Source organism: Synechococcus sp. Cu2B8-bc1011 (assembly GCF_047302735.1).
Classification (GTDB): domain Bacteria; phylum Cyanobacteriota; class Cyanobacteriia; order PCC-6307; family Cyanobiaceae; genus Synechococcus_C.
In genome coordinates this window covers 715,605-739,288 of sequence record NZ_CP138915.1, presented here as the reverse complement: position 1 = coordinate 739,288, position 23,684 = coordinate 715,605, and the positions used below count along the sequence as shown (strand labels likewise).

Below are 23,684 nucleotides of genomic sequence, written 5' to 3'. Positions count from 1 at the left end.
TTCCGTCAGGCCGAGTTGCTGTGATTACTCCCCACCGTGAACAGCAACTGCAAGAGCTCTGGCGCCAGCTGGTTCCCGATTCGAACACTGGCAACCACAAAGACTTGAACCGGGAGCAGCTGGAGCACCTGAACGAAGCCCTCACCCACACCTCCACAGGGCTCGCCCGCCATCACGAACAACTGGAGTTTCTCGGTGATGCTGTGTTGCGGCTAGCGGCATCGGATTTCATCGAATCCGAACACCCCCAGATGCCTGTTGGGGAACGCTCTGCCCTACGCGCTCAGCTGGTCAGCGACCGCTGGTTAGCGGAGCTCGGCACGACCATCGGCATTGAAATGCTGCTCCAGGTTGGCTCCAAAGCCAGCGGTGATCAGGCGGCACGCAGAACCCTGCGAGCCGAGCATTGCGAAGCTCTGATCGGTGCGATCTATCGCATCACCGGCGAGATCAGGCCCGTCCAAGCTTGGCTCACGCCCTATTGGCAGCGAACCACGCTTGAGGTGCTCGCGGATCCCCATCGCGGCAATAGCAAATCGGCATTGCAGGAATGGACCCAAGCGCAGGGGCTGGGGCTACCAACCTACGAATGCGATGAAGTGAACAAGCGCCATGGCGACCCCCGCCGCTTCCATTGCAAGGTGTTCATCCATGACAAGCAAGCGGCAGAGGCCTGGGGTGGTTCGCGCCGGCAAGCGGAACAGGAAGCGGCCAAAGCCGCCCTGCGTGAGCCTCAAACGGCAACTGGCGGAAGCGTTGCGCCGCACTGATCGCAGTGCCGGGCTTTCGCACGGTGGGTCTGCGCCCCACAACTCGCACACACCCTGCCTCCACGACGCACCTGCTCCATCGTTTCCACGGTGATAATCCCCGTGGGAATGGCGATGATCCCAAAGCCCAGCAGCATCACCACGGCAGCCAGCAATTGCCCGAGCACCGTTTGGGGAACGATGTCGCCATAGCCCACCGTGGTCATCGTGACGATCGCCCAGTACACCCCTTGCCCAACGGTTCGGAACTGGGTTTCGGGATGGCCGCTTTCCACCAACACCATCAAGTAACCGAGCACCACTTGGGCCATCACCACAAAAAACAAAAACACGCCGATGCGGCGGGCACTGGCTTTTAAGGCATTGCCGAGCAACTGGGCTTCATCGAGAAAGCGCAGCAGTTTGAACACACGCAGAACGCGTCCAAATTTGAAAATCCAGAGGATGAGGCCGCTGCTAATTTGTGGAATAAAGAAAAACAGAACGGCTGAGAAATCAATTAAGCCGTAAAAACTGAACAAATAATTGGACGGTTTGGGGGTCACCCACAGATGCAAGAGAAAATCAGCGATGAAAATCCCTAGACAAATCTGCTCAAGAGCATTCGTCCAATCGGGTGCTTGGTCAGAAGCAGAGATCCAGGTGGGCGTGGGCTCAACTAACAGCCCAGCCACACTGGCGAGAATCGTGCCAAAAACGATCAGGTTGTAGATGCGGCCAGCCCGGGTGTCTGCCTCAAGAACAATCCGCCGCAAGCGCAGACGCAGCGTCATCGCCTTAAGCGGCGCTGAGATCGCTGAGACGCATCGTCACGAGCTTGTCCCAATTGCCGCCTTCAAACAACACGGCTGCGCGATCGCCGCTGATGCGCTGCACAAATCCCGTGTAGCCGGCATAGATCGAACGGGTATCCACCACGGTGACCGTGGCACCGGGCAGGATCGGGGCAGCGGAAGCCATCAAAGAACGGGCAGTCGTAAGGCCATTATCGAATGATGACTTCCACTCCGTCACCCAGTCCAGCTGATCCGACCAACACCGACGATTGGCTACCGGTGGGAACGCTCGTTGGTGCGCAGGGGTTACGGGGCGAACTACGCCTCAACCCGGCCAGTGATTTTCCCGAACGCTTTACCGACCCTGGACCACGCTGGCTGCAAGCCAAGGCCAAGAGATCACCTTTGACAGAGGTGGAGCTGCTCGAGGGCCGGCAACTGCCAGGCAAAAGCCTCTATGTGGTGCGTTTCAAAGGCGTAACCAACCGCGCCAACGCCGAAGCGCTCGTCGGCAACACGGTGCTGGTTCCTGCCGCAGACCGCCCTGAACTCGCCGAGGGTGAGTTTCACCTGCTTGATCTGGTGGGATTAGAAGCGCGTTTGGCCGGCAGTGATGAAGCGATTGGCACGGTGAACAACCTGATCAGCGGCGGCAATGATCTGCTGGAGATTCAGCTCCACAGCGGCAAAACGGTGTTAGTGCCATTTGTTGAGGCGATCGTGCCGGAGGTGCAGCTGGAGGAGGGCTGGTTGCTGCTCACCCCACCACCGGGGTTGTTGGAGCTTTAAGCCAGCCAAAGCAGCAGCAGCGGCACCATCAGGGTGTAGGCCAGAGACAGCGGCCAACCAAAGCGGAAAAAATCCAGGAAGCGATAGCGGCCAGGGGCATACACCATCAGGTTGGTTTGGTAGCCAATCGGAGAGAGAAAACTCTGGCTAGCCGCAAACACCACGGCGGTGGCAAACAACATCGGCGGCTGCCCCAAGCCTGTAGCCACGGCAGCGGCAATCGGTAAGACCAGGGCCACGGCAGCCGCATTGCTGAGCAGTTCGGTGGCCACCAGGGTGATTGCATACATCACCAGCAAGGCCCCATAGGCGGAGCTGTGTTGCAGCAACGTGAGCAGGCTGGAGGCCACCTGATCGGCCAGCCCCGTTTTCTGCAGGGCCACACTGAAGCTGTACAGGCCACCTAGCAGCAGATAGAGATCCCAGCGAATCGAACGCAAGGCCGTTCCTGCATCGAGGCAATTGCCGAGCACCAACACCCCCACACCCACGAGCACAGCGGCGACGAGGGGCATCACCTTGAAGCCGGCAAGCAGCAACACGGCGAGCATCACGCTGACCGCCAAACCCTTGCGGTGGGTGGAGGGCAGATCGTCGTCGAGCTGATCGAGCACCACCAGATCGCTGGATTGCTGAAGACCGCGCAGAGCATCAAGCGGAGCTTGCAGCAGCAGCATGTCTCCCTCTCGAAGCACCACCCGTCCCAGGCGATCGCGCAGGGTGCTGTTGGCCCTGTTCACCGCGAGCACCGTGGCATTAAAACGCTGGCGAAAGCGCAGCTCGCGCAGCGTGGCACCGGCCAGCAAAGAGCCGGCCGGCACCAACACTTCGGCATGGCGGATGTGGGGCAACTCTTCGGCGAGCAGGGTGCCGGCTAGATCCACCATCCGGTCTTGCTGCAAGCGCAACAGCTCCTGGCGGCTGCAGCGCAACAGCAAGCGATCGGAAGCCTGCAAACGCAACTGGGCGAGGGGGGGCTGCAAACGTTGACCGTCGCGGTGCACATCGAGCACATCCACATCAAAGCGGCGCTGCAAGCGGCTCTCATGCAAGGTGACCTCACAGAGCGGAGAGCGCTGCGGAATCACCACCTCCGTGAGGTAGCCATCACGGCTCAAGGCCTGAAGGTTGTCGTCGCTTTGATCACCGCGATCGGGCAAACAACGGCCAGCAAGAACCAGATAGCAGGCACCAATGAGCCATACGGGAATGCCGATGGCCGTGAAGGAAAACAGCTCAAAGGAGCCATAACCCAACCGGGACACCACATCACTGGCGAGCAAGCTGGTGGAGGTGCCAATCAGGGTGATCGTGCCACCGATCAGGGTGGCAAACGACAGCGGCATCAACACCCGCGACGGGCTGATCCCTCGGCGCTGACACCAGCCCTGCACCACCGGCAACAAGATCGCCACGATCGGGGTGTTGGGGATGAAACCGGAAATCGGCGCCACCACAAAGCCAAACACCACCATCAACTGGCTGGGGTTGCGGATCCGCGGCGAGGCCAGCAATTCACGCAAGCGATCCAAGGCGCCGCTGTGCAGCAAGCCATTGGAGAGCACAAACAAGCCCACCAGGGTGATCAGGGCAGGGCTGCCAAAGCCAGCCAAGGCCTCATTGGGTGTGAGCACCCCTGTGGCCATAAGCAGGCCTGCAGCCAATAAGGCCACAAGCTCAGGCGCGAGCCAACCGCCGATGAAACAGGCGATCGCCAACGCCAACAGCAGCAACGTGACCAGGGCGCTCAAGACGGCCTCACTTGGATCGGCAAGACAAAGACGTCTTCAGCATCGGACATTGCGCTGCTGGCTGAGGCGAGCAGCGCAGGGAGGCTTGATAACGGAATCAATGCCCTTCCAAAGGTCATCAGCCTGGATCAATCAAATGCAGCGCTTCTTCTCCTCCGCGTACAGCACGAGGGCTCAGACGCTTGTCAAAGCTGACAAGCTTTCCTTGGTGATGCACTGCCAACCCAAGAAGATAGGTATCCGTGATTTGCCCGTGGTGAAGCAGTGCTTCTGCTTCAAATACTCCAGCGGCCTCCCAAGACAACACATCAGGCCAAAAAACATGAGTTGGATGGGCAAGCAGTTCTTGGAGTAAGGGCATCACAACCAGAGGCCCGCCAGGGCTGTTGGGATAACGCGGGTTACCGAGAATCCGCAACAGCGCGTTTTGGGTGAGGGGGCATGTCGCCCAGCCATGGCCGCCATGGGCCTCAAACCAGCGGTGGGATGGCTCGTGGTGCACGTGCCTGGGATCGATCAAAGCGATCAGCACATTCACATCCAGCAAAGCAATCCGTTCGGCCATCAAGCCTCTTCATCGCGCAACTGATTCACACGCTCCAGATCAACGACGCCACCAGAAGCTTTCACGGGCAATTGCGGCAATCCAGAGCGTTGCTCCAAAACGACCTGCGACCCTCCATCTGCTGACCTGGATAGGGCCTGCCGGGCTAGGTCGCTAATGACATCGCCCACAGAACGGCGACGCTGACGAGCCAATACACGCGCTGCGGCGAGCACATCGTCATCGAGCTGCAGGGTTGTACGCATCAAGCATCACACATCTTTCATCAATTTAGCGACAAGCCATAGCAGCTACCAAGGGCGGTAGATCAAGCGTCCCAAGAGCTCGCACGCCTCAAATACGAGACGATTCCTCGGCGAGCAGAGTCCCGGGCTTGGTTACATCCTCAAACTCCACAACACGCCAATAGATCTGGTGCATCAAGGGGCCATGGCGCTGGATCCAGTTGTACAGAGCGACTCCTGCGCGGGTGAAGACGCTCGCGTTCTCGAGTACGTGCTCAACCAGAACCTCCCCATCTGGATCCCAGCGTTTTAGCCAGGCCTCGATCGCATACGCCGCTGCATCATGAGCCGTACCACCGCTGGAGGTGAAGATCAAAACCCTCATCAACTCAGAATGCCATGCGTCAAGAAGGCTCAGCTTGAGACTAAAGAGTTCTGAAATTACAGACCACTCACTCAGCTTGCCCAAGGCCTTCAAAGCATGAAATCAGGTTTTATGCATCAACGGCATATTGAGCATCTGGCCCAAAAGCCAATCACAATCACTTAATTGAGATGATTCTGATCACGACTGCATTTGCACGATTGCATTTGCACGAATGAAACAGAAAAAGCGCAAAGCAGGCAAACAGCAAGCCAAGTGCAGAGCAAAGGAAGAATATGCCAAGACGATTAGAAACCACGACTTGAAAGTTGCATCAAAGCCATCCAGCTCGACCTAGACTTAGCCATCAATCATCAATCAATCCTGGCATCCAGTCGTAAAAAACAGGAATCAAAGAAAGTTTCTAGCAAAGGATTCAAGGGAAACAAATCCTCCAAGGGCCTGGACAAATATAAAGCGAGGCGAAATCAATCAATTCGAGTCATCAATCATGATGAGTGCTATGTACACAGAAGCAACTCCTTGAAGTAAGCAATCGTGGGCTCCAGGCCTTTTTCAAGTTCCACAGAGGGTGCCCAACCCAACTCCTTCTGGGCAAGATCGATTATTGGCTGCCGTTGCAGCGGATCATCTTGAGGCAACGGCTTACAAATTAATTCCAAGCCTGGATTAATCTTGTCCCGTACCAGTTCCGCCAGCTGCCTGATCGTGAACTCGGTTGGATTGCCGATGTTAATCGGCCCACTGTGATCTCCATTCATCAAGCGAATCATTCCCTCGATCAGATCATCCACAAAGCAGAAACTGCGGCTCTGACTGCCATCGCCATAAAGAGTGAGCGGCTCTCCCTTGAGCGCCTGAACGATGAAGTTGCTCACGACACGGCCATCATCAGGAAGCATGCGCGGGCCGTAGGTGTTGAAAATCCGCATCACCCGGATCTCCAGATCATGCATCCGCTGGTAATCGAAACACAGCGTTTCCGCGATCCGCTTGCCTTCGTCGTAGCAGCTGCGAATGCCGATGGGGTTCACGCAACCCCGATAGCTCTCGGGTTGGGGATGCACCTCTGGATCGCCATACACCTCACTGGTGCTGGCCAACAGCAGCCTTGCCCCAACCCGCCTGGCTAAGCCCAGCATGTTGTAAGTCCCGATGAAGCTCGTTTTCGCCGTTTTCACCGGGTTGAACTGGTAGTGCACCGGTGAGGCAGGGCAAGCCAAATGCCAGATCCGGTCCACCTCAAGCTTGATCGGCTCAGTGACGTCATGGCGAATCAATTCAAAGCGGGGATGCCCCATCCACTGCGCAATATTCGCCTTACGGCCCGTGAAGTAATTGTCCAAGCAGATCACCTCTTCTCCAGCCTCCATCAAGCGATCGCAGAGATGGGAGCCCAGAAAACCAGCACCACCGGTCACCAAATTGCGAATGAGAGAAGCAGGCATCAGCTAGTTAGAAACTGAAGAAAAGAGAGCTATGAGATCGATCGAATTTGGCCTTGTTAAAGCTATGCACTGGAATGAATGACCTCTTTGAAAAATCTACTAATGCAGGTGGGAGAGAGGTTTGTAGATCGTTTTGGGCTAGGTCGTGATCGCAAGGCTCTGCTCTACAGATCGCTGCGGCCATAGCGGTCTTCAAAACGCACGATGTCGTCTTCTCCGAGGTATTCGCCGCTTTGAACCTCGATCATTACCACTGGGATTCGGCCGGGATTGCTGAGCCGGTGCTTGCAGCCGATGGGGATGTAAGTGCTCTGGTTTTCGCCGATGAGTTGCTCTTCACCATCACGCTCCACAAGGGCAGTTCCGTGCACCACCACCCAATGCTCGGCTCTGTGATGGTGCATCTGCAGCGACAGGCTGGCGCCAGGTTTGACGGAGATCCGTTTCACTTGCCAGCGCGTTCCTTCCACCACGCCGGTATAAGCACCCCACGGGCGGTAAATCTTGCGATGTGCTTTGCCCTCGGGGCTGCCCTCTGCTTCCAGCTGCTGCACCACCGTTTTCACGTTTTGGGCTTGGCTGCGATCAGCGATCAACACGGCGTCGTCAGTTTCGACGACCACGAGGTTTTCAACGCCAAGGCCTACCACCAGCCTGTGTTCACTGCGTAGATAACAATTTTTGCTGCCTTCGCTGATCACCCGCCCGCGCAACACATTGCCGTTTGTATCGCGATCAGCGGTGTCCCAGAGGGCGCTCCAGCTGCCCACATCACTCCAACCAGCATCAAGGGGAAGCACGCTGCCGAGCTCGGTTTGCTCCATCACGGCCACATCAATCGCCACGTTGGGGCATTTGGCAAAGGCGTCTCGATCCAGGCGTAAAAAGTCGAGGTCAGCCGTGTCTTGTTCCAAGGCGGCGCGGCAGCAGCTCACCACTTCAGGCGTAAGTCGCTCTAGCTCAGCAAGCATGGCGCTGGCCTTAAACAGGAACATGCCGCTGTTCCAGGTGAAGCGCCCACTGGCGATGAATTGTTCGGCGGTGGCCCGATCGGGCTTCTCCACGAAGCGCGCAATCGGGACTGGCGTCAGTGCTCCAGGCTGAAGAGATTCAGCGGCTTCTATGTAGCCATAGCCGGTCTCAGGTGCAGTCGGCACAATCCCAAAGGTCACTAAACGGCCTGTCTCCGCTTCTGCTCTTCCTGCAGCAATCGCTGCTTGAAAGTGAGCTCCATCGCGAATCACGTGGTCTGCTGCCAAAACGAGCAACAGGGGGTCGTCGCCTTTGGCTGTTGCTTGAAGTGCAGCGACGGCAACTGCAGGTGCGGTGTTGCGACCCATCGGCTCCAGCAGGATCGCGCCAGGTTCCACATCGATCTGGCGCATCTGCTCCGCCACGATGAAGCGGTGATCCTCGTTGCAGATCAGCAGGGGATTTCCAAGCGCTTCAATTCCCGCCAAGCGCTTTTGGGTTTGTTGCAGGAGGGTGTCGTCACCGTTGCCTCCGAGAGGCCAATACTGCTTTGGATAGCTAGCCCGCGAAAGAGGCCAGAGGCGTGTGCCAGTGCCACCGCAAAGGATCACAGGGATAAGCGGGGTGATCACTGAAAACTGCTCTCGATCAATTCCAGTCTCGCGCAGCCTGAGAGTGGGATTCAAGGGTTATGGGCCAAACCCGGATGAAATTCGTATTGGATTTATGTTCTTGAATCGAGGCTTGCGACTGTTTGGGGGGGGTTAGTGCACAAGCGGTTTTTTATAAGGCCTTCCGGGTTGTTGGATTGAGGTGTTGACCAATGGACCTCGGGCAGATCGTTTCCTTGAGGTTCTTGACGATGAAAAGTATTTGATCGTGCCTGCCATCACCGTTTTCGAAGTGTTCAAGTGGATTCTGCGTGAGTACAGCGAGGCTCAGGCGATCCAGGCGATAGCCGTGATGCAAGGCGGCAAGGTCGTGGATCTTGATTCCTCAATCGCGACTGCTGCTGCGCAGTTCAGCCACGCTCTACGCCTGCCTATGGCAGTCAGCATCATCCTGATAACTGCGAGGCAACATCAGGCTCGACTCTTCAGCATGGATGCTTACTTCAAAAGCCTTGCAGATGTTGGACTTATTTTGAAGGTGTGTTGAAAAGGCGTTTGTCTTTCTTGGCCTTGCGGTTCCTTGCCGTATTGATTGGCATCAATTGGGCGATCTCTTCTGCAAGAGCCGGATCGCGTAGGTATGGCTGGTGAGGTTGTGGCTGCGGATTATCGTCATCCAGGTGCTTTCCGTGCCAGGAGCTAGAAGTTCCCTTGCCACGGCTTCTCGGACAGCATCCCGGGAGCCACTAGCCACTGATCCCGCTAACGCCTTGATCTACTAAAAAATCTTTGAGTAAAAGCCAGCTGCGCCAGGAGCTGGTGTGGCTTTAAGCCCAGGGATGAGGTGATGCAAAGTCTGCATGGAATCGCCTCGCACCCGAAATGATCCTTGTGCACGGCACGGTTCTGAATCAAAATCGATACGCTTACGTGCTTTTGTTGTGCATCCCCTTGATCCCCAAAAGCCCAAGAGAGTAAAGAGTCGCCCCGCCTGGGAGCCGTGGCAGAGTTGGTGATCTGATGCATCCGAGACGGTCAAGCTCCGCTACCGTCCGCTTCAGCCGAAGCCAGGCTTGCTCTTTCTGTATATCTCCACTGTCTGATTCACACGCCCCAAGTCCACTTGTGATCGCCGGCGCAATCGTTTTGAAATCCCCATCGGCATGACGATCAGTAGGGGGTCTGCAAGGTCCCTTTCTTCCAATCTGTTGCGCATGGCGCCGCTCCAGCGACGCTTGCTTTTGATTGCTGTCGATGCGCTGCTCCTGCCCCTGGGGGTGTGGCTGAGTTTCTGGCTGCGGCTGGCCCATCCCTTTCCTCCCAGCTTCACAGCCGCCGGATGGTGGCTGTTGCCGGCGACCTGGCTGATTGCTTTCCCGCTCTATGCCTTCAGCGGCCAATACAAGGGCCTCACCCGCTACGTGGGAAGCCGTGCCCTCTATCAGCTGGCACTGCGCAATGGTCTGCTGGTGTTGATGCTGATGGCCTGTGGTTGGGTGCTGCGCTTGCCGATGCCGCCGCGCAGTAGCTGGTTGTTGCTCTGGCTGCTGCTCACGGGCTTCACTGGCGCGGTGCGCTTTGGCCTGCGTGATGTGCTGTTGAGTTTGCAGAGCAAACCGCGACAGGCACTGACGCGAGTCGCGATCTATGGCGCTGGTGATGCGGGGGTGCAGCTTATGGCGGCCCTGCGCCTGTTCAACAGCCATAGCGTGGAGTTTTTTGTCGACGACGACCCGGCCCTCTGGCAACGTTCGATCAATGGGGTGTCGATCGCGCCACCGAATATTTTGCAACGGCGCGCTGAGGGGCTCGATCAGGTGCTGCTGGCGATTCCTTCGCTGACTCGCAGCCGGCGCCGCCAGATCGTCGATGCTCTGCAGGAGAGCGGCATCCTCGTGCTTCAGATCCCCTCGATGGAGGAGATCACCAGCGGTCGAGCTCGCATCAATGCGCTGCGGCCGATCCAGGTGGAGGAGCTGCTGGGGCGTGATCCGGTGCCTCCCGATCCCCAGTTGCTTGGGCCAGGTATTGCGGGGGCGTCGGTCTGCGTCACCGGCGCAGGGGGCTCGATTGGATCAGAGCTGTGCCGCCAGATTCTGACCTTGAAGCCACGGCGGTTGGTGCTGATGGAGCGCAGTGAACCCAGTCTTTATGCCATTCACCAGGAGCTGAGCGGTCTGCTGCCGGTGGGCGTGGAGGTTGTGCCCGTGCTCGGTAGCGCTGCCCAGGCACCTTTGGTGGAGCGCTGCTTCAAGGAGCAGTGCGTGGAGGTGGTGTTCCATGCAGCGGCCTATAAGCACGTGCCGTTGGTGGAAGCCAATCCGCTGGCGGGCCTGGCGAATAACGTGCTCAGCACACGCGTCGTCTGCGATGTCGCCAGGCGCTGTGGATCACGCCAGCTTGTGCTGATTTCCACCGACAAGGCGGTGCGGCCCACCAACGTGATGGGAGCGAGCAAACGCCTGGCGGAGCTGGTGGTGCAGGCGCAACCGCCAGGACCTACGCGCTTTGCGATGGTGCGCTTCGGCAATGTGCTGGGTTCTTCTGGGTCGGTGGTGCCCTTGTTTCGGCGTCAGATCGCAGCTGGAGGGCCGATCACGCTGACCCATCCGGAGATCATTCGTTATTTCATGACGATCCCGGAGGCGGCCCAGCTTGTGTTGCAGGCGGCCGTGCTCGCTGAAGGCGGGGAGGTGCTGCTGCTAGAAATGGGCGATCCGGTGCGGATCAAGACCTTGGCGGAGCAGATGGTGCGGCTTAGTGGCTTGTCCCTCAAGGACGCAAGTAACCCCAACGGCGACATCGAGATCGTCTACACCGGTCTGCGGCCTGGGGAGAAGCTTTACGAAGAGCTGTTGATTGATGCTAAAAGCGAGCCCACCTCTCATCCGCTGATCTTTCGGGCTCAGGAACGAGCGCTTCAGCCGGAACAGCTCTGGCCGCAGCTAGATGCCTTGGAGGACGCCATCAACCAGCAGGATGGGCCTGCCGCTTTAGCGGTGTTGAATGATCTAGTTCCGGAGTGGCAGCCACAGAAGTTTCACAACAAACAATCCGAGACGAGCACGAAGTGACCTCAACCAAAAAAGCTCTGATTACTGGAATTACTGGACAAGACGGCAGTTATTTAGCGGAGTTGTTGCTGGAGAAGGGCTATGAGGTGCATGGGATCAAAAGAAGAGCGAGCAGTTTTAATACGACCCGAATTGATCATCTGTATCAAGATCCCCATGAGGATGATCCGCGCCTGGTGCTGCATTACGGGGATCTAACGGATAGCAGCAATTTGATTCGGATTATTCAGCAGGTGCAGCCTGATGAGATTTATAACCTTGGAGCTCAAAGCCATGTGGCGGTGAGCTTTGAGGCACCGGAATACACCGCGAATAGTGATGCCTTAGGCACGCTGAGAATTTTAGAAGCGGTGCGGATGCTCGGCCTCACGGAGAAAACGCGGATTTATCAAGCGAGCACGAGTGAGCTGTATGGGTTGGTGCAGGAGATGCCACAAAAGGAGAGCACGCCGTTTTATCCACGCAGCCCCTATGGGGTAGCCAAGTTGTATGCGTACTGGATCACGGTGAATTACCGCGAGGCCTATGGGATGTATGCGTGCAATGGGGTGTTGTTTAACCACGAGAGCCCGAGGCGTGGTGAAACGTTTGTGACGCGCAAGATCACGAGGGGCTTGGCACGGATTGACGCGGGTTTAGAGGATTGCCTGTACATGGGCAATCTCGATTCCCTGCGGGATTGGGGCCATGCCAGGGATTATGTGGAGATGCAGTGGCGGATGCTGCAGCAGGAGGGTCCACCGGAGGATTTTGTGATCGCTACGGGGCGGCAGGAAAGCGTGCGGCGTTTTATTGAATTAACGGCATTGGAGCTGGGCTGGGGAGCGATCGAGTGGGAAGGCGAAGGCTTGGAGGAAACCGGCAAACGCAGCACTGGGGAAGTGGTGGTGCAGATTGATCCGCGCTATTTCCGGCCGGCGGAAGTGGAGACGTTGCTGGGTGATCCCGCGAAGGCCAAGGAGAAGCTGGGCTGGACGCCTACGACAACATTGGAGGAATTAGTGGCGGAGATGGTGGCGACGGATCAGGAGGAGGCCAAGAAAGAGGCTTATTTGAAATTGAAAGGATTCAATGTGGTGGGCTCCATGGAGAATCCACCAACGAACCCTGATGCCGTAAAGGCCGCAGGAGGCAAGGCGTGAGCAGCTTGATCAAAGCTGATGATCGCTTTTTTGTTGCTGGAGCGCGGGGCATGGCGGGCAGCGCGATTTGTAGGGCGTTGCAGGAGAAGGGCTATGGCGATGAAGCGAAAGGCGGAGCATTGTTGATTCCAAATCGGCAGGAGCTCGATCTTTTAGATGGCGAAGCCGTGAAAGCTTGGTATACAGAAAACAAGCCTGATGTGGTGGTGTTGGCTGCAGCCAAGGTGGGCGGAATTTATGCAAATGACACCTACCCAGCTGATTTTTTGCTGGAGAACTTGAAGATCCAAACCAATGTGATTGAAGGGGCTTGGAAGGCGGGGGTGCGGCGATTGTTGTTTTTAGGGAGCAGTTGCATTTACCCGAAGTTTGCAGAGCAACCGATCAAAGAAGAAGCGTTAATGACGGGATCACTTGAGCCCACCAATGAGTGGTATGCGATCGCCAAGATCACGGGAATCAAGCTGTGTGAATCGCTCAGAAAGCAATACGGCTTTGATGCGATCAGCCTGATGCCGACCAATCTTTATGGTCCTGGAGATAACTATCACCTGGAAAATAGTCATGTTTTACCTGCTTTGATTCGCCGCTTCCATGAAGCCAAGGAACGTGGAGATCAACGGATGACCTGTTGGGGAACGGGATCACCGCTGCGTGAGTTTTTGCATGTGGATGATCTGGGAAATGCCTGCGTGTTTGCGCTGGAGAACTGGAGCGCTCTTGCTGGTGATTCACCAAAGGATCATCAAGGGAAACCGCTGGCATTTTTAAATGTAGGGACAGGAGTGGATCTCACGATTAAGGAATTGGCGGAAGCTGTGGCCGAGGCCACTGGATACCGAGGCACAATCCTGTGGGACACCAGCAAACCCGATGGCACCCCCAGGAAACAACTGGATGTCAGTCGCCTGGCTGCCTATGGCTGGCGCGCTCGCATCCCCCTGGCTCAGGGCTTGGCCAGTACGGTGGCCGCGTTTCGCGAGCAGCTCAGCCAACAGCTGGTGCGGCTCTGAGTGGACCTACAGCCATGTGGCGGTGCGGATTCAGGGGTTCGCGGCAAAAACCATGATCTACCAGGCCAGTACCAGTGAGCTTTACGGCATGGTGCAGTAGATCCCACTGAGGAAGAACACGCCCTTCTATCCGCAGTCCGCGGCGGGATGAAATGTTTGTCACGCTCACTACCCACGCGGCATGGAGCGAGTACATGCTGGGCTAGACGACTGCCTAACCATGGGCAATCTCGATTCGTTACGTGACTGATACCACCCGCGTGACATTAGCTGTGCTGGTAGCCCCACTAGGAGTATCTGAATGCTCTGTGCAGCCCTTACAGAACCTGAAAAGAGATAGAGGCAAAACTTGGTCTACTTCTGCCTCAGGGAGTTGCTGCCGGAACAAGTCACCGTCTCTACGAAGGTCCTTCTTCCCTGTTGCTCCCGTACTGAGTTAACGATTTCAAGGGCCGAACTGTCCAGTAAGAGGTACCCACTTAAGACGACAAAAACGCAAAAGAGGTTTTTGCTAGTTGCGTCAATGTGCTTCTTGAGAAATTAATTAAAACCAGACGAACGCATTAAAGTAAGAGCATATTCATCAGAAGAGTCAAAATTATTGGGTAATTTTATACCATTTGAGTGCGCGAAACCTCCTGCTGACTGTGGTCTATGACCAGGAGTACGCTCCCACCATGACCTCAGCTCTTTACCATCTTCTAGCGCCCATTTACGCCACATACGATCTCTTTTGCTCCTGGTCTCATTGATAAAATCTGGCGTCAGCGTATTTGATCGGAATGCAGTGTAGCCAGGATCAACAAATCTAACAATTGTGGGAAAGGCTATTATTCGCAAATTCTGGGCTAAAATCTTTTTTTTTGTGTTATCGCCTGTATCAATGATCTCGGCAACCAAGCTCTTCTGGGTATTGGAGTCGCCAATAATTATTAAATTGAATGTTGGATCTAATATATAAAATTTGTTGTCAATGGGATCGTAGGCGTCAACGAACACATGCCCGCCTATGTTCTTTGTTACATTTGATATAAGTGCAGATTTAACGCCAATAGTTTCCAAGGCTAACATTAGGCGGAGAGAGTGATCGGAGCAATTGCCACTTGTGCCTGTGATTAATTCTTTAAAGTCAGGAGGAATATTTCTTCGAATCTCATACACCGGTATCGACCCATTAACCCTCAAGACAGTATAGGCAATTAGACTTTCGCGTCCTGATAAGCCATAAGCAGCGAGTGAGTTTGCAGAATCTTTATGCCCAGCGATCAGTTCATCATGAATTAATTTCTTGATATTCAAGTAGTTATACTCTTCTGGACTTACGAGGTGTTTCCTAAAGGCTTGTAGAAATTTTAGATCATTAATAGTTGAGCCATGGTCAGGATTGCTTGGTTTTAACCCTTTGGGTGTTTCAAGAAAGTATTCTTGAGTGATTTTAGGCTGAGATTTTTTTTCTACAACTGTGGGTTGATTTTTATCAGAGTAATTGAACCCTCCGCATCCCGTAGTTGCTATCAAAAATACACAGAATATGGCCTTGTTTAATACCTTTTTGCTCGTGGTCTTCTTCATGGGATAAGACGTTCGTGCAGAACAAAAATTGCCCAAGGCAATGAAAACATCCTCTGCCAAACGATATCATTCAAGCTATTCTCAGCTGAGGTCGAATTGGTCTTAAGGATAGGCCTAATCGTTAAACTGGGGGGAGGAATTCTGACCTAAAGCAAGCGCAGTGCCCACAGTCTCGACATTAAGGCACGAGTCGCCATGGAGGCTATCAGTGCTTGCAAGACGATCCAAGAGATCGCCGCTGACCACGCCATCCACTAGACCACGTGAGCCAATGGAAGAGGCAGCTAATTGGGGGTGGTAGCAAGCTGTTCACCAGGGGCAAGAAGAGCAAGGACAAGGAGTAAGGGAAGGCCAATTAGGCAGAGCTGTTCCAGCAGATCGTTAAGCTGCAAATTGAGCAGAGTGGCTTAAATATGATCCCGCTGCTCTGACGCCCATCAACTGCGCCAACTGATCGATCACCCTCAGGTCAGCATCGGCTGCTAAAGTGCATGTTGGGTCTGCCCAGGATTAAATTCTATTGGAAGCCTACGCGGGTGCGTCAACCGGCGCTTCGGATCATGGCCAGGATCGACGCCCTCTATTTGGAGGATCCCTGCAGCGGTAGCCGCCGGATTGTGGACTACCTGGCCAGAGAAGGGATTCCTATCAGCTGCGACCGGGTGCGAAACCTCATGCGTAGCATGGGTTTACGGGAGATTCACCAGAAACCCCATAACAAGATCCCAGGAGAACCCTCTGAGCGCTATCCCCACAGTTGGTCCTCAAGCTGCTCACCGCAGTGGAAATGTCTGGGTCACGGACATATCCGACATCCCGCTGCAGAAAAGCTTCCTCCACCTGGCCGCGATCGTGGATCTGTTTTCTAGGAATGTGCTCAGCTGGAAGCTGTCGAACAGCTTTGACACCGAACTCTGTCTCGATGCCCTGGAGATGGCATTGGAAGGCGAAAGCAAGCCAGAGATCTTCCACTCAGACCAGAGTTGTCAATTTACATCAGCTGACTGTGTGGCCAGACTGCAGAGAGATGAGATTAAGTTCAGCTGGTCAGGCAGGAAGCGCTGCTACGACAACATCCTGGTGGAGAGGTTGTGGCGAATAGTCATGCACGAGGAGGTGTACTTGCACGCCTACATCAATGGCTGGGAAGCTTAAATCGGCTTGGTACGCTTTCTGTGGAGGTAATGCCATGCAAGTTCGCTTAGCTCTTCGGGAGGCCAAACTCCCTATGAGGTCTACACTCAGACTGCTCTCTGTTCCTCCCGCACTGAGTTAACGATGTCAAAGACCGGAACTGACCATTTAAAGGCACTCACCTCACTCAAGGGCCTTTTGATTCAATTGTTCCGGTAGATTTGTAGTTCGTGCCGGGCTGTGCTTAATGCATCTTGTATTTAATGAACAACAGTATCTTTCCTGTTGCGGTCTTTTTCTATAATAGACCGGAGCATACATTGAAATGTTTGAATCATCTTAGCGAGTGTATCGATTATCAGTCGTTTAGTTTCTTTTTTTTCTCCGACGCGCCTCGTGACGTAAGTCACTCAGAATCTGTTGAGGCTGTTCGAAATCTTCTAAAGTCTCAAAATAAGTTTTTCAAAGCAAAGCTAATATTTAGAGAATCAAACTATGGTTTAGCACGATCTATTCATGATGGTGTCTCATCGCTTTGTGAAGAGTATGGCTCTGTTATTGTTGTTGAGGATGATCTGCGAGTTCTTCCAGACTTTCTCATATTTATGCGTCAATCACTTCTCAAATATCAATCAAATGATTTAATAATGCAAATAGGAGGATTACCCCTGATAAAGCCTCTTGATACCTCGAAAGATGCCTTTTTCTTGCCTCTCACTACTACATGGGGTTGGGCTACATGGTCACGTGCATGGAAATATTTTTCGTGGACCCCAGCCGATTGGCCCGAATCTCTTGATGATAAGAGGTGGCTAAAACTCTTTGATTTTTCAACCTCTATCTCCTATCTCTCCATGTTACGTGACCGCTTTTCCGGAAAAAATAACTCGTGGGGAATACTTTGGTGGTACTGCGTTTCTCGATCTGGTGGCTTGGTTTTATATTCAACGTACCCAAAAGTACTCAATGATGGCTTCGATGGCTCTGGTACTCACTGTGGAATAAATCCAATTTTTGCCAACCAACTGGCTTCAGGTACTATTCAAAACGATACGAGTACTGTCTTTAACTTGCCCGATAAGATAGCTTATAAGAATAATGATTTTTATTCTGTAAAACTTTTCCTGGACAATCGTCCTTCATCAATCCTTCATCGCCTCCTAAGAAAGATCTCTTCGGTCTTCAATTTCTAACTTGATTGGGTAACTATGAATCGCTTTTTTCGTTTGCTAGGCCTTCAGAGACTCCGTAAATTAACACCGAATAATAATTGCATAATGGATTCTAGCTGCTCTATTTCACAGGAAGGTATAATCGATAATCTTCAGGATAATCCCTCTTCTATTGTGCTGGGTGCACATACACATTGTCGAGGCAGGCTTTTAGTTTACGCGCATGCGGGAAAGATTGCAATTGGCGATTGGTGTTATCTAGGTGTCCGATCTGAGATTTGGTCTATGAATTCCATCACTATCGGCAATCGTGTTCTTATTTCACATGATGTTAACATCCATGATGGATCTGGTCATTCGATTGACTCCGCGGAACGTCATGAACACTTCCGATCCATTGTTACTTCAGGACATCCACAATTACCTCATCAAGTCCCAGGCCTGAAATCTGATCCCATCATCATTGAAGATGATGTCTGGATTAGTTTCGGCGTAACTATCTTACGGGGTGTTAGGATAGGGAAAGGTAGCGTTATAGCTGCGAATTCAATCGTAACTTCGGATGTCCCTCCTAATATGTTATACTACAATAAAGTTGTTCCTCACCTAAAACCCTTAGGATAGCACTCAAGCAAACAAAATTTGATGCCAATACAACGTTTTGCCACTCAAGTTGCTGATTTGATCACTAAAAGAATTGCGTCTTTAATTAATTCGACGATTCCATCTGCATCGTCACTTGAAACTCTTCTTGTTTTGCAAGGAAGATCATTGGCTTTGGCCAATAAAAAAAGATCGCCACTTCAAAATATACATGATGCTGAGTTTAAAGTATTTTCGCAGTATGGAGAAGATGGTATTATTCAATATTTAATATCTCAATCTTCTATTCAGTCTCACGAGCAAGCGTTTATAGAATTTGGCGTTCAAAACTATACCGAGTCAAATACTAGATTTCTGCTAATTTCAGATCAGTGGAGAGGTCTTATAATTGACGGAGATGAAGAATACATCAAGTCTGTGCAGCGCTCTGATATTTACTGGCGTTACAATCTAACTGCACTTTGCAAATGGATAGACAGAGATAATATCAACAGCATTATTAGTTCTGCCGGTTTTTCTGGTGATATTGGCCTTCTAAGTATTGATATTGATGGTAACGATTATTGGGTTTGGGAACGGATCAAAGTCGTCAATCCTGTTATTGTTGTTGTCGAGTGGAATAGCGTACTTGGCCCAAGGCATGCTTTATCTGTACCTTACGATCCTGCTTTTAATAGGCCTGAAGCCCACTACTCCTGCCTTTACTGGGGCGCATCCATATCGGCCTTTTATAAACTTGCTCTTAATAAGGGTTATTCACTAATATGCTCTAACCGAATTGGCAATAATCTATTCTTTGTTCGCAATGATCGCCTCGGCAATTTAGTGCCTCTAACTCCTGAGAAAGCGTACATCGAATCAAATTTCAGGGACTCGAGAGACTCCAATGGCAATCTTACATTTATGAGCGGCCCAGATAGAGCAACTATCATCCAAGATCTTCCATTTATTGATGTTGATAACTCTGAAACAGTAACTATAGCTCAACTTAATTCAACTGCCTTCTAATTATGCTCTCTTGGGAACAATCAGTTGAATGGTTACGTTCAAGCGTTGAACCACAACATAAAGCTCTTGTTAAGGCTTGTTATTTTGATGATCCTCTTGATGAGGCTCTAAATCGTTATTTTAACAGTCTTGAGTGGTCCTTACTATCTAATATGTTGCCCGATTCAAAAGGAGTGGCTTTAGATGTAGGCGCTGGGAGAGGTATTTGTAGCTATGCCTTGGCCAAATCTGGATGGGCTGTTTTCTCTCTTGAGCCTGATCCAAGTACATTAGTAGGGTCAGGTGCTATTAATTTCATAAAGAATGAATTTTCTCTTGATATCTCAGTTCTCCCAGACTATTCAGAATCCGTTTCTCTTCCAGATTCTTCTCTTGATTTAGTTTTTTGTCGCCAAGCACTTCATCATTCAAATAATTTGTTTGATGCTTTAACTGAATTTTATAGGTTATTAAAGCCTGGTGGTTTTTTAATAGCTGCGCGAGAGCATGTCATCAGCTCTCCCCAAGATCTGCAACAATTTTTAGATAGACATCCTTTGCACTATTTATATGGTGGTGAAAATGCATATACACTTAAAACATACAAATCTGCTTTCTTAAATGCCGGATTCAAAAGTCTAAAATTGTTTCCTCCGTACTCTACCCCTATTAATTATTTTCCTACAGAGGAATCTACAATCAACGAAGCATTGCTATTGCCATTCCAAAAGATTCTTGGGAAGCGTCTTCCCAGAAAGCTCTTTTTATCTTCCAATCCTCTTTCCTCACGTTTAAATACTTTGCTACGCTCAGTTGCAAATCAGTTTATTCATACTCCTGGCCGGCTTTATACATTTACAGCTGTCAAGCCTTTTGCTCAATCATGAAGACTACAATTTACACTTCCCAGCACCAACGCTCAAATTTACTTTTTTCGCTCAGTGAAATATTTAAGGAACTAAAAAGGTCTCGTTTCGTTTTCTGGCACCTTTTCAAACGTGATTTTGAATCCCAATATAGACAAAAGCTTCTTGGCTACTTTTGGATTGTTGCTTCTCCTTTGCTGTCAATACTGCCTTTTGTATTTCTCAATAGATTTGGTCTCTTTAACCCTGGTGAAACTTCCCTCCCCTATCCTGTCTTTTTGATTCTTGGATTGGGTATATGGGGCTTTTTAATATCTGCTTTTACTGTAGTCAGCACTGGCTTACAGAATAATCAAGATCTTGTACTCCGTACTAATATACCTAGAATCACTTTTGCGGTTACAGGTCTAGCCACTGTTTGCTTCAATCTTTTGGTGCACTTTGGAACTGTTTTCTTCGTTTTACTTATTTTTGGTATACCAATACATCCTAATCTAATTTTCTATCCGATTTTGATATTGCCCATCATTTTGTTCGGAGTTGGTCTTGGACTTATGTTTTCTGTTATGGGCACGGTTGCCAAAGATATTTCTACATTTGTTTTATCCGGCTTAAATTTGCTGATGTTTCTGACTCCAGTCGTTTACCGACCTGTGTTTGGTAATCAGATCTTAAATCAAATACTTTCGCTCAATCCATTCACTTATCTTGTTAGTGTGCCTCGTCATTATGCGGCTACTGGTTTGTTTACCGATCTCTTCCAGTATTCTATTTCGCTCTTGCTTGCTTTAGTTGTGCTGGCTTTTGGTATTCACTCCTTTTATCTTATCAATGATAAAGTAACCGAAAGGCTTTAAATCATGGAACAACATTCGATTGAGGTCCATCAAATCTCCAAAAAATTTGGCCTAACCTTAGGCCAATCTATGAAATATGGTCTCAGAGATTCTCTTCGAGGGCTTGCAGGGTTTCGAAACAAATATCAGAACTCTCTTCGTTCAGGCGAGTTTTGGGCTGTCAAAGATGTCTCTTTTAATCTTTCACCAGGTGAAGCCCTTGGGATCATGGGTGTCAATGGATCTGGGAAAACAACACTTCTTCGGATCCTTAATGGGGTGTATTCCCCTGATACGGGTACTGCAATTCTTCGTGGCCGTGTAGGGGCAATGATTGCAGCTGGTGCTGGTTTTGCTCCTTCTTTATCAGGTAGAGAAAATGTTTATGTGAATGGTGCATTACTCGGGATGACATCTAGGGAGATTGACCATTTAATGGATGAAATCATTTCATTCTCAGAGCTTGAAGAGTTTATAGATCTCCCCGTCAAAAACTATTCGAGTGGTATGTATATCCGCCTAGGTTTTGCAATAGCAGCATTAAGCAACCCCGATGTCCTCCTAATGGATGAAGTACTGGCTGTTGGTGATCTCAATTTTCAAAAAAAATGCTTTGATTTGATTCATTCCTTGAAAAAAAGAGGTACAGCTATTGTTCTTGTATCCCATTCCCCTGGAGCAATCTGGTCAATTTGTGACAAGGGTCTATTTATGGACCATGGACTTGTTAAGACATATGGCTCTGTAGAAGATATTATTCGTTCATATGAAGATCAAAATGCATTAAACGCTCTGCGTTCATCGGTCTCCGTTTCACATGCTCCTGATTTACAATCTGATGGAGAGGCATCATTAGACATAAATTCCGACTATGGACACATCAAGGGAGGAACTGGTCAGATCATCTGTACTGATTGCAAGATTGTTTGTCCCGACAATAACGCCCTGAATATAGCTTTCCGGTCTTCATTCGCTATTGAAATTAAGCTAAAAGTCTTCTCGCAAATATCAGATTTGATTGTCCGATTTACTATAGATGCAATGCACTATAGATTTATAGCGACAATGGATACTTATGAACAAGGAGTTTCAATCCCCTCTATTCAACCTGGAGACTATCAAGTTGTAGTCAAGCTCCATGAGCCTCCATTGCGTCCAGGAGCTTATAAAATCAATCTAGCTCTTGTTCAGCGATCCGTTGGTGTACATCTCTTTTATTGGGTTGGTGCTGAGCATATCAGGATACTAAGCCCTGCAGATAAATTTCTTTATGCTGACAACAATGCTGTTGTTGATATCGACTGCGATTTTACACTTCTCCCAGTATCTCCATAGTCACTTATTTATTCCACATGTTTACTCGAGCCTCTTCCCGCATTCTCCATTGAATAATCGCATCACCTGCTTCCTCAAGCGATCTTCATCCTGACTTCTTGAACGATTGCAGGACCCCTGCTAGAGTCCTTACAGATATCTATATGCCTAAGCCTCTTCGATTTTTGCAATGCAATGGTCTTGTGATTGAGCTTGCTAGCGTTGATTACTACAAAAAATGATGCCTTTAGATCAGAATTATTTATTTAGCAATATAGCACCAGGTGCTGATTACATATTAGATATGGATTCTATTGACTTACCCTCTAATGCAGTAGATGACTTTTTGTCTGTTTTTGCCTTTGCGCATACATTTAACTATCAGAGGTCCATTGATGAGGTTTATCTTGTGTTTAAACCAGGTGGCCGTTTCTTTCTCTTGGCTCCATTTATGTACTATTATCATGGCGCTCCAGATGACTACTTTAGGTTTTCATCCTCGGCACTAGATAAACTCTTCTCACAGTTTAATATCCTTAGTCGTCACCCTCTTGGTAGTAGATCTTTGTTGGTCGCTGAATTATTTCATGATAAACATATTCTAGGCTCTAAACTTCCTACCCTAGTTTGCTTGCTTCTGCGTATTATCATACTTCCATTCTTGGTTGCAGGTCTTTCAACTAATGATCACCGTTACGCATTTGCACATGGGTACCTTTGCGAAAAACCATGATGAAAATTTTTACCAACTTGCTTCGCTACACACTAAATAAACTTCTGCTATCTATAAACTATTCTGCCCATCTAATTCTTTCTAAATCCTTCACTGCTCTTAATGCTCGTAACGTTTCGCGTGATAACATTTGGGACTCCATCAATTTAAATAAATTTGATATCCTTCCCAAGGGAATGTATGATTGTCTCCCCAAAGACACATGTGTCTTCGGTCCATCTGATCAATTCCTTCTCATTAAAAAGAATCGCTATCAAGTAAAACTTCTTCCTGGTCAGCTTCCATCATCCGAATTGGGTGTCGGATGGATTACTGAATCAAACACACCTGAGGCTTATGATTTACTGTGGGGTGACAAGAATAATCTCCAACAGTTTCGAAACGAGTGTCACGGTATAAGGGATGTTCTAACCTCTGAAATAATATCCATGGTTACAACTCAGCTTTCCCGTTCATCAAATATCGTAGATATTGGCTGTGGTGCTGGTGATCTACTTTTGCAGGCTTTGCATGTCAATACAAATATCATTCCACATGGACTTGATTTTTCACCGAAATCAATTGAATTGGCACGAACCAGATTTAAAAATGGTCATGATTTCATAACTTACACCATTGATGAATCTCTTCCATATGATTCTGCGTCATTTGATATGGTCTTCTGTACAGATGTTTTAGAACATCTTGAACAGCCCAAATTAATTATTGACGAGCTTTACAGGATTGCTAAACCTTATGGATCTGTCATCATTGTTGTTCCAGATGGGAGGTACGATCAGTTTTTGGGCCATTTATGGTTCTGGTCTCCTTCTTCTTTCAAGGAATTATTAAGCGACTACGATCCCCGCGTTTCCATCCTTCCGCAGTCCCGAGAGTTATTCGCCATTATTGATGTTCATCCATCGTCATAATATGGGTCAATTCTCTAAGTCTTTATCTCAACTTCT

26 protein-coding genes and 1 pseudogene are annotated in these 23,684 nt (G+C 50.5%); 17 read left to right on the top strand and 10 right to left on the bottom strand.

Annotated elements, in window-relative coordinates; genetic code table 11:
* Positions 1-20: 20 nt before the first annotated feature.
* On the top strand, positions 21-770 hold the full coding sequence (gene rnc, locus SIC18_RS03775; protein ID WP_413430201.1) for a ribonuclease III: 750 nt from the start codon (positions 21-23) through the stop codon (positions 768-770).
* Here rnc and SIC18_RS03770 read toward each other — a convergent pair.
* Together SIC18_RS03770 and SIC18_RS03765 are read right to left on the bottom strand one after the other, a co-directional pair.
* A complete protein-coding gene (locus SIC18_RS03770; RefSeq protein WP_048347731.1) occupies positions 734-1,543 on the bottom strand; it encodes an ion transporter in 810 nt (269 codons plus the stop codon). The two genes, rnc and SIC18_RS03770, sit on opposite strands and share 37 nt — an antisense overlap.
* 4 nt (positions 1,544-1,547) lie before the next feature.
* Entirely contained in the window at positions 1,548-1,730 is a 183-nt protein-coding gene (locus tag SIC18_RS03765) for an NAD(P)H dehydrogenase subunit NdhS (RefSeq protein WP_011618181.1), read from the bottom strand.
* Between the two features lie 35 nt (positions 1,731-1,765).
* Between SIC18_RS03765 and rimM the strand changes: the two genes are divergently transcribed.
* The gene (gene rimM, locus SIC18_RS03760) at positions 1,766-2,335 is read left to right on the top strand and encodes a ribosome maturation factor RimM (RefSeq protein WP_413430200.1); all 570 of its coding nucleotides are present in this window, start codon (positions 1,766-1,768) and stop codon (positions 2,333-2,335) included.
* Here the strand turns inward: rimM and SIC18_RS03755 are convergent.
* The 6 genes from SIC18_RS03755 to SIC18_RS03730 all read right to left on the bottom strand — a co-directional run bounded on the left by SIC18_RS03755 (position 2,332) and on the right by SIC18_RS03730 (position 8,312).
* Entirely contained in the window at positions 2,332-4,086 is a 1,755-nt protein-coding gene (locus SIC18_RS03755) for an SLC13 family permease (protein ID WP_413430199.1), read from the bottom strand. The two genes, rimM and SIC18_RS03755, sit on opposite strands and share 4 nt — an antisense overlap.
* A 118-nt stretch (positions 4,087-4,204) precedes the next feature.
* Positions 4,205-4,651: a TA system VapC family ribonuclease toxin gene (locus SIC18_RS03750; RefSeq protein ID WP_413430198.1), complete on the bottom strand. Its 447-nt coding sequence runs from the start codon at positions 4,649-4,651 to the stop codon at positions 4,205-4,207.
* The gene (locus tag SIC18_RS03745; RefSeq protein ID WP_413430197.1) at positions 4,651-4,896 is read right to left on the bottom strand and encodes a CopG family transcriptional regulator; all 246 of its coding nucleotides are present in this window, start codon (positions 4,894-4,896) and stop codon (positions 4,651-4,653) included. Before SIC18_RS03745 ends, SIC18_RS03750 begins: the two co-directional genes overlap by 1 nt.
* 88 nt (positions 4,897-4,984) lie before the next feature.
* On the bottom strand, positions 4,985-5,260 hold the full coding sequence (locus SIC18_RS03740; RefSeq protein WP_413430196.1) for a hypothetical protein: 276 nt from the start codon (positions 5,258-5,260) through the stop codon (positions 4,985-4,987).
* 500 nt (positions 5,261-5,760) lie between these two features.
* Entirely contained in the window at positions 5,761-6,708 is a 948-nt protein-coding gene (locus SIC18_RS03735) for a UDP-glucuronic acid decarboxylase family protein (RefSeq protein WP_413430195.1), read from the bottom strand.
* A gap of 164 nt (positions 6,709-6,872) precedes the next feature.
* Complete coding sequence (locus SIC18_RS03730; RefSeq protein ID WP_413430505.1) at positions 6,873-8,312, bottom strand: mannose-1-phosphate guanylyltransferase/mannose-6-phosphate isomerase; 1,440 nt, start codon at positions 8,310-8,312, stop codon at positions 6,873-6,875.
* Between the two features lie 184 nt (positions 8,313-8,496).
* On the opposite strand from SIC18_RS03730, the gene SIC18_RS03725 reads away from it, so the two are divergent.
* On the top strand, positions 8,497-8,838 hold the full coding sequence (locus SIC18_RS03725; RefSeq protein WP_413430194.1) for a type II toxin-antitoxin system VapC family toxin: 342 nt from the start codon (positions 8,497-8,499) through the stop codon (positions 8,836-8,838).
* A 510-nt stretch (positions 8,839-9,348) separates the two neighbouring features.
* On the opposite strand, the gene SIC18_RS03720 is transcribed toward SIC18_RS03725, so the two are convergent.
* Positions 9,349-9,507: a hypothetical protein gene (locus SIC18_RS03720; RefSeq protein WP_413430193.1), complete on the bottom strand. Its 159-nt coding sequence runs from the start codon at positions 9,505-9,507 to the stop codon at positions 9,349-9,351.
* Here SIC18_RS03720 and SIC18_RS03715 point away from each other — a divergent pair.
* The 4 genes and pseudogenes from SIC18_RS03715 to SIC18_RS03700 all read left to right on the top strand — a co-directional run.
* On the top strand, positions 9,506-11,365 hold the full coding sequence (locus SIC18_RS03715; protein ID WP_413430192.1) for a polysaccharide biosynthesis protein: 1,860 nt from the start codon (positions 9,506-9,508) through the stop codon (positions 11,363-11,365). The two genes, SIC18_RS03720 and SIC18_RS03715, sit on opposite strands and share 2 nt — an antisense overlap.
* A complete protein-coding gene (gene gmd, locus SIC18_RS03710) occupies positions 11,362-12,507 on the top strand; it encodes a GDP-mannose 4,6-dehydratase (protein ID WP_413430191.1) in 1,146 nt (381 codons plus the stop codon). The genes SIC18_RS03715 and gmd overlap by 4 nt, the downstream gene beginning before the upstream one ends.
* Positions 12,504-13,520 (top strand): GDP-L-fucose synthase family protein, encoded by a 1,017-nt coding sequence (locus SIC18_RS03705; RefSeq protein ID WP_413430190.1) that lies wholly within the window; start codon positions 12,504-12,506, stop codon positions 13,518-13,520. The genes gmd and SIC18_RS03705 overlap by 4 nt, the downstream gene beginning before the upstream one ends.
* A gap of 19 nt (positions 13,521-13,539) precedes the next feature.
* Positions 13,540-13,767 (top strand): annotated as a pseudogene (locus SIC18_RS03700) (GDP-mannose 4,6-dehydratase); the annotation flags it as partial.
* A 293-nt stretch (positions 13,768-14,060) separates the two neighbouring features.
* On the opposite strand, the gene SIC18_RS03695 reads toward SIC18_RS03700, so the two are convergent.
* On the bottom strand, positions 14,061-15,092 hold the full coding sequence (locus SIC18_RS03695) for a hypothetical protein (protein ID WP_413430189.1): 1,032 nt from the start codon (positions 15,090-15,092) through the stop codon (positions 14,061-14,063).
* 560 nt (positions 15,093-15,652) lie between these two features.
* Here SIC18_RS03695 and SIC18_RS03690 point away from each other — a divergent pair.
* From SIC18_RS03690 to SIC18_RS03645, 10 genes are all read left to right on the top strand, one after another.
* On the top strand, positions 15,653-15,961 hold the full coding sequence (locus tag SIC18_RS03690; RefSeq protein ID WP_413430504.1) for an IS3 family transposase: 309 nt from the start codon (positions 15,653-15,655) through the stop codon (positions 15,959-15,961).
* Positions 15,897-16,247, top strand: coding sequence for a transposase (locus SIC18_RS03685; RefSeq protein WP_413430503.1), 351 nt, complete (start codon positions 15,897-15,899; stop codon positions 16,245-16,247). Before SIC18_RS03690 ends, SIC18_RS03685 begins: the two co-directional genes overlap by 65 nt.
* 242 nt (positions 16,248-16,489) lie before the next feature.
* Positions 16,490-17,419 carry a hypothetical protein gene (locus SIC18_RS03680; RefSeq protein WP_413430188.1) on the top strand — a complete coding sequence of 310 codons (930 nt, stop codon included), beginning with the start codon at positions 16,490-16,492 and terminating at the stop codon, positions 17,417-17,419.
* A 15-nt stretch (positions 17,420-17,434) separates the two neighbouring features.
* Positions 17,435-18,022: an acyltransferase gene (locus tag SIC18_RS03675; RefSeq protein WP_413430187.1), complete on the top strand. Its 588-nt coding sequence runs from the start codon at positions 17,435-17,437 to the stop codon at positions 18,020-18,022.
* Positions 18,023-18,043: 21 nt separating this feature from the next.
* Positions 18,044-19,009: a hypothetical protein gene (locus tag SIC18_RS03670; RefSeq protein ID WP_413430186.1), complete on the top strand. Its 966-nt coding sequence runs from the start codon at positions 18,044-18,046 to the stop codon at positions 19,007-19,009.
* Between the two features lie 2 nt (positions 19,010-19,011).
* Positions 19,012-19,875, top strand: a complete 864-nt coding sequence (locus SIC18_RS03665) for a class I SAM-dependent methyltransferase (protein ID WP_413430185.1) — start codon at positions 19,012-19,014, stop codon at positions 19,873-19,875.
* Entirely contained in the window at positions 19,872-20,711 is an 840-nt protein-coding gene (locus tag SIC18_RS03660; protein ID WP_413430184.1) for an ABC transporter permease, read from the top strand. Before SIC18_RS03665 ends, SIC18_RS03660 begins: the two co-directional genes overlap by 4 nt.
* A 3-nt stretch (positions 20,712-20,714) precedes the next feature.
* Positions 20,715-22,025, top strand: a complete 1,311-nt coding sequence (locus SIC18_RS03655) for an ABC transporter ATP-binding protein (protein ID WP_413430183.1) — start codon at positions 20,715-20,717, stop codon at positions 22,023-22,025.
* A 220-nt stretch (positions 22,026-22,245) separates the two neighbouring features.
* A complete protein-coding gene (locus SIC18_RS03650; RefSeq protein ID WP_413430182.1) occupies positions 22,246-22,737 on the top strand; it encodes a hypothetical protein in 492 nt (163 codons plus the stop codon).
* On the top strand, positions 22,737-23,648 hold the full coding sequence (locus tag SIC18_RS03645; protein ID WP_413430181.1) for a class I SAM-dependent methyltransferase: 912 nt from the start codon (positions 22,737-22,739) through the stop codon (positions 23,646-23,648). Before SIC18_RS03650 ends, SIC18_RS03645 begins: the two co-directional genes overlap by 1 nt.
* Positions 23,649-23,684: the final 36 nt, after the last annotated feature.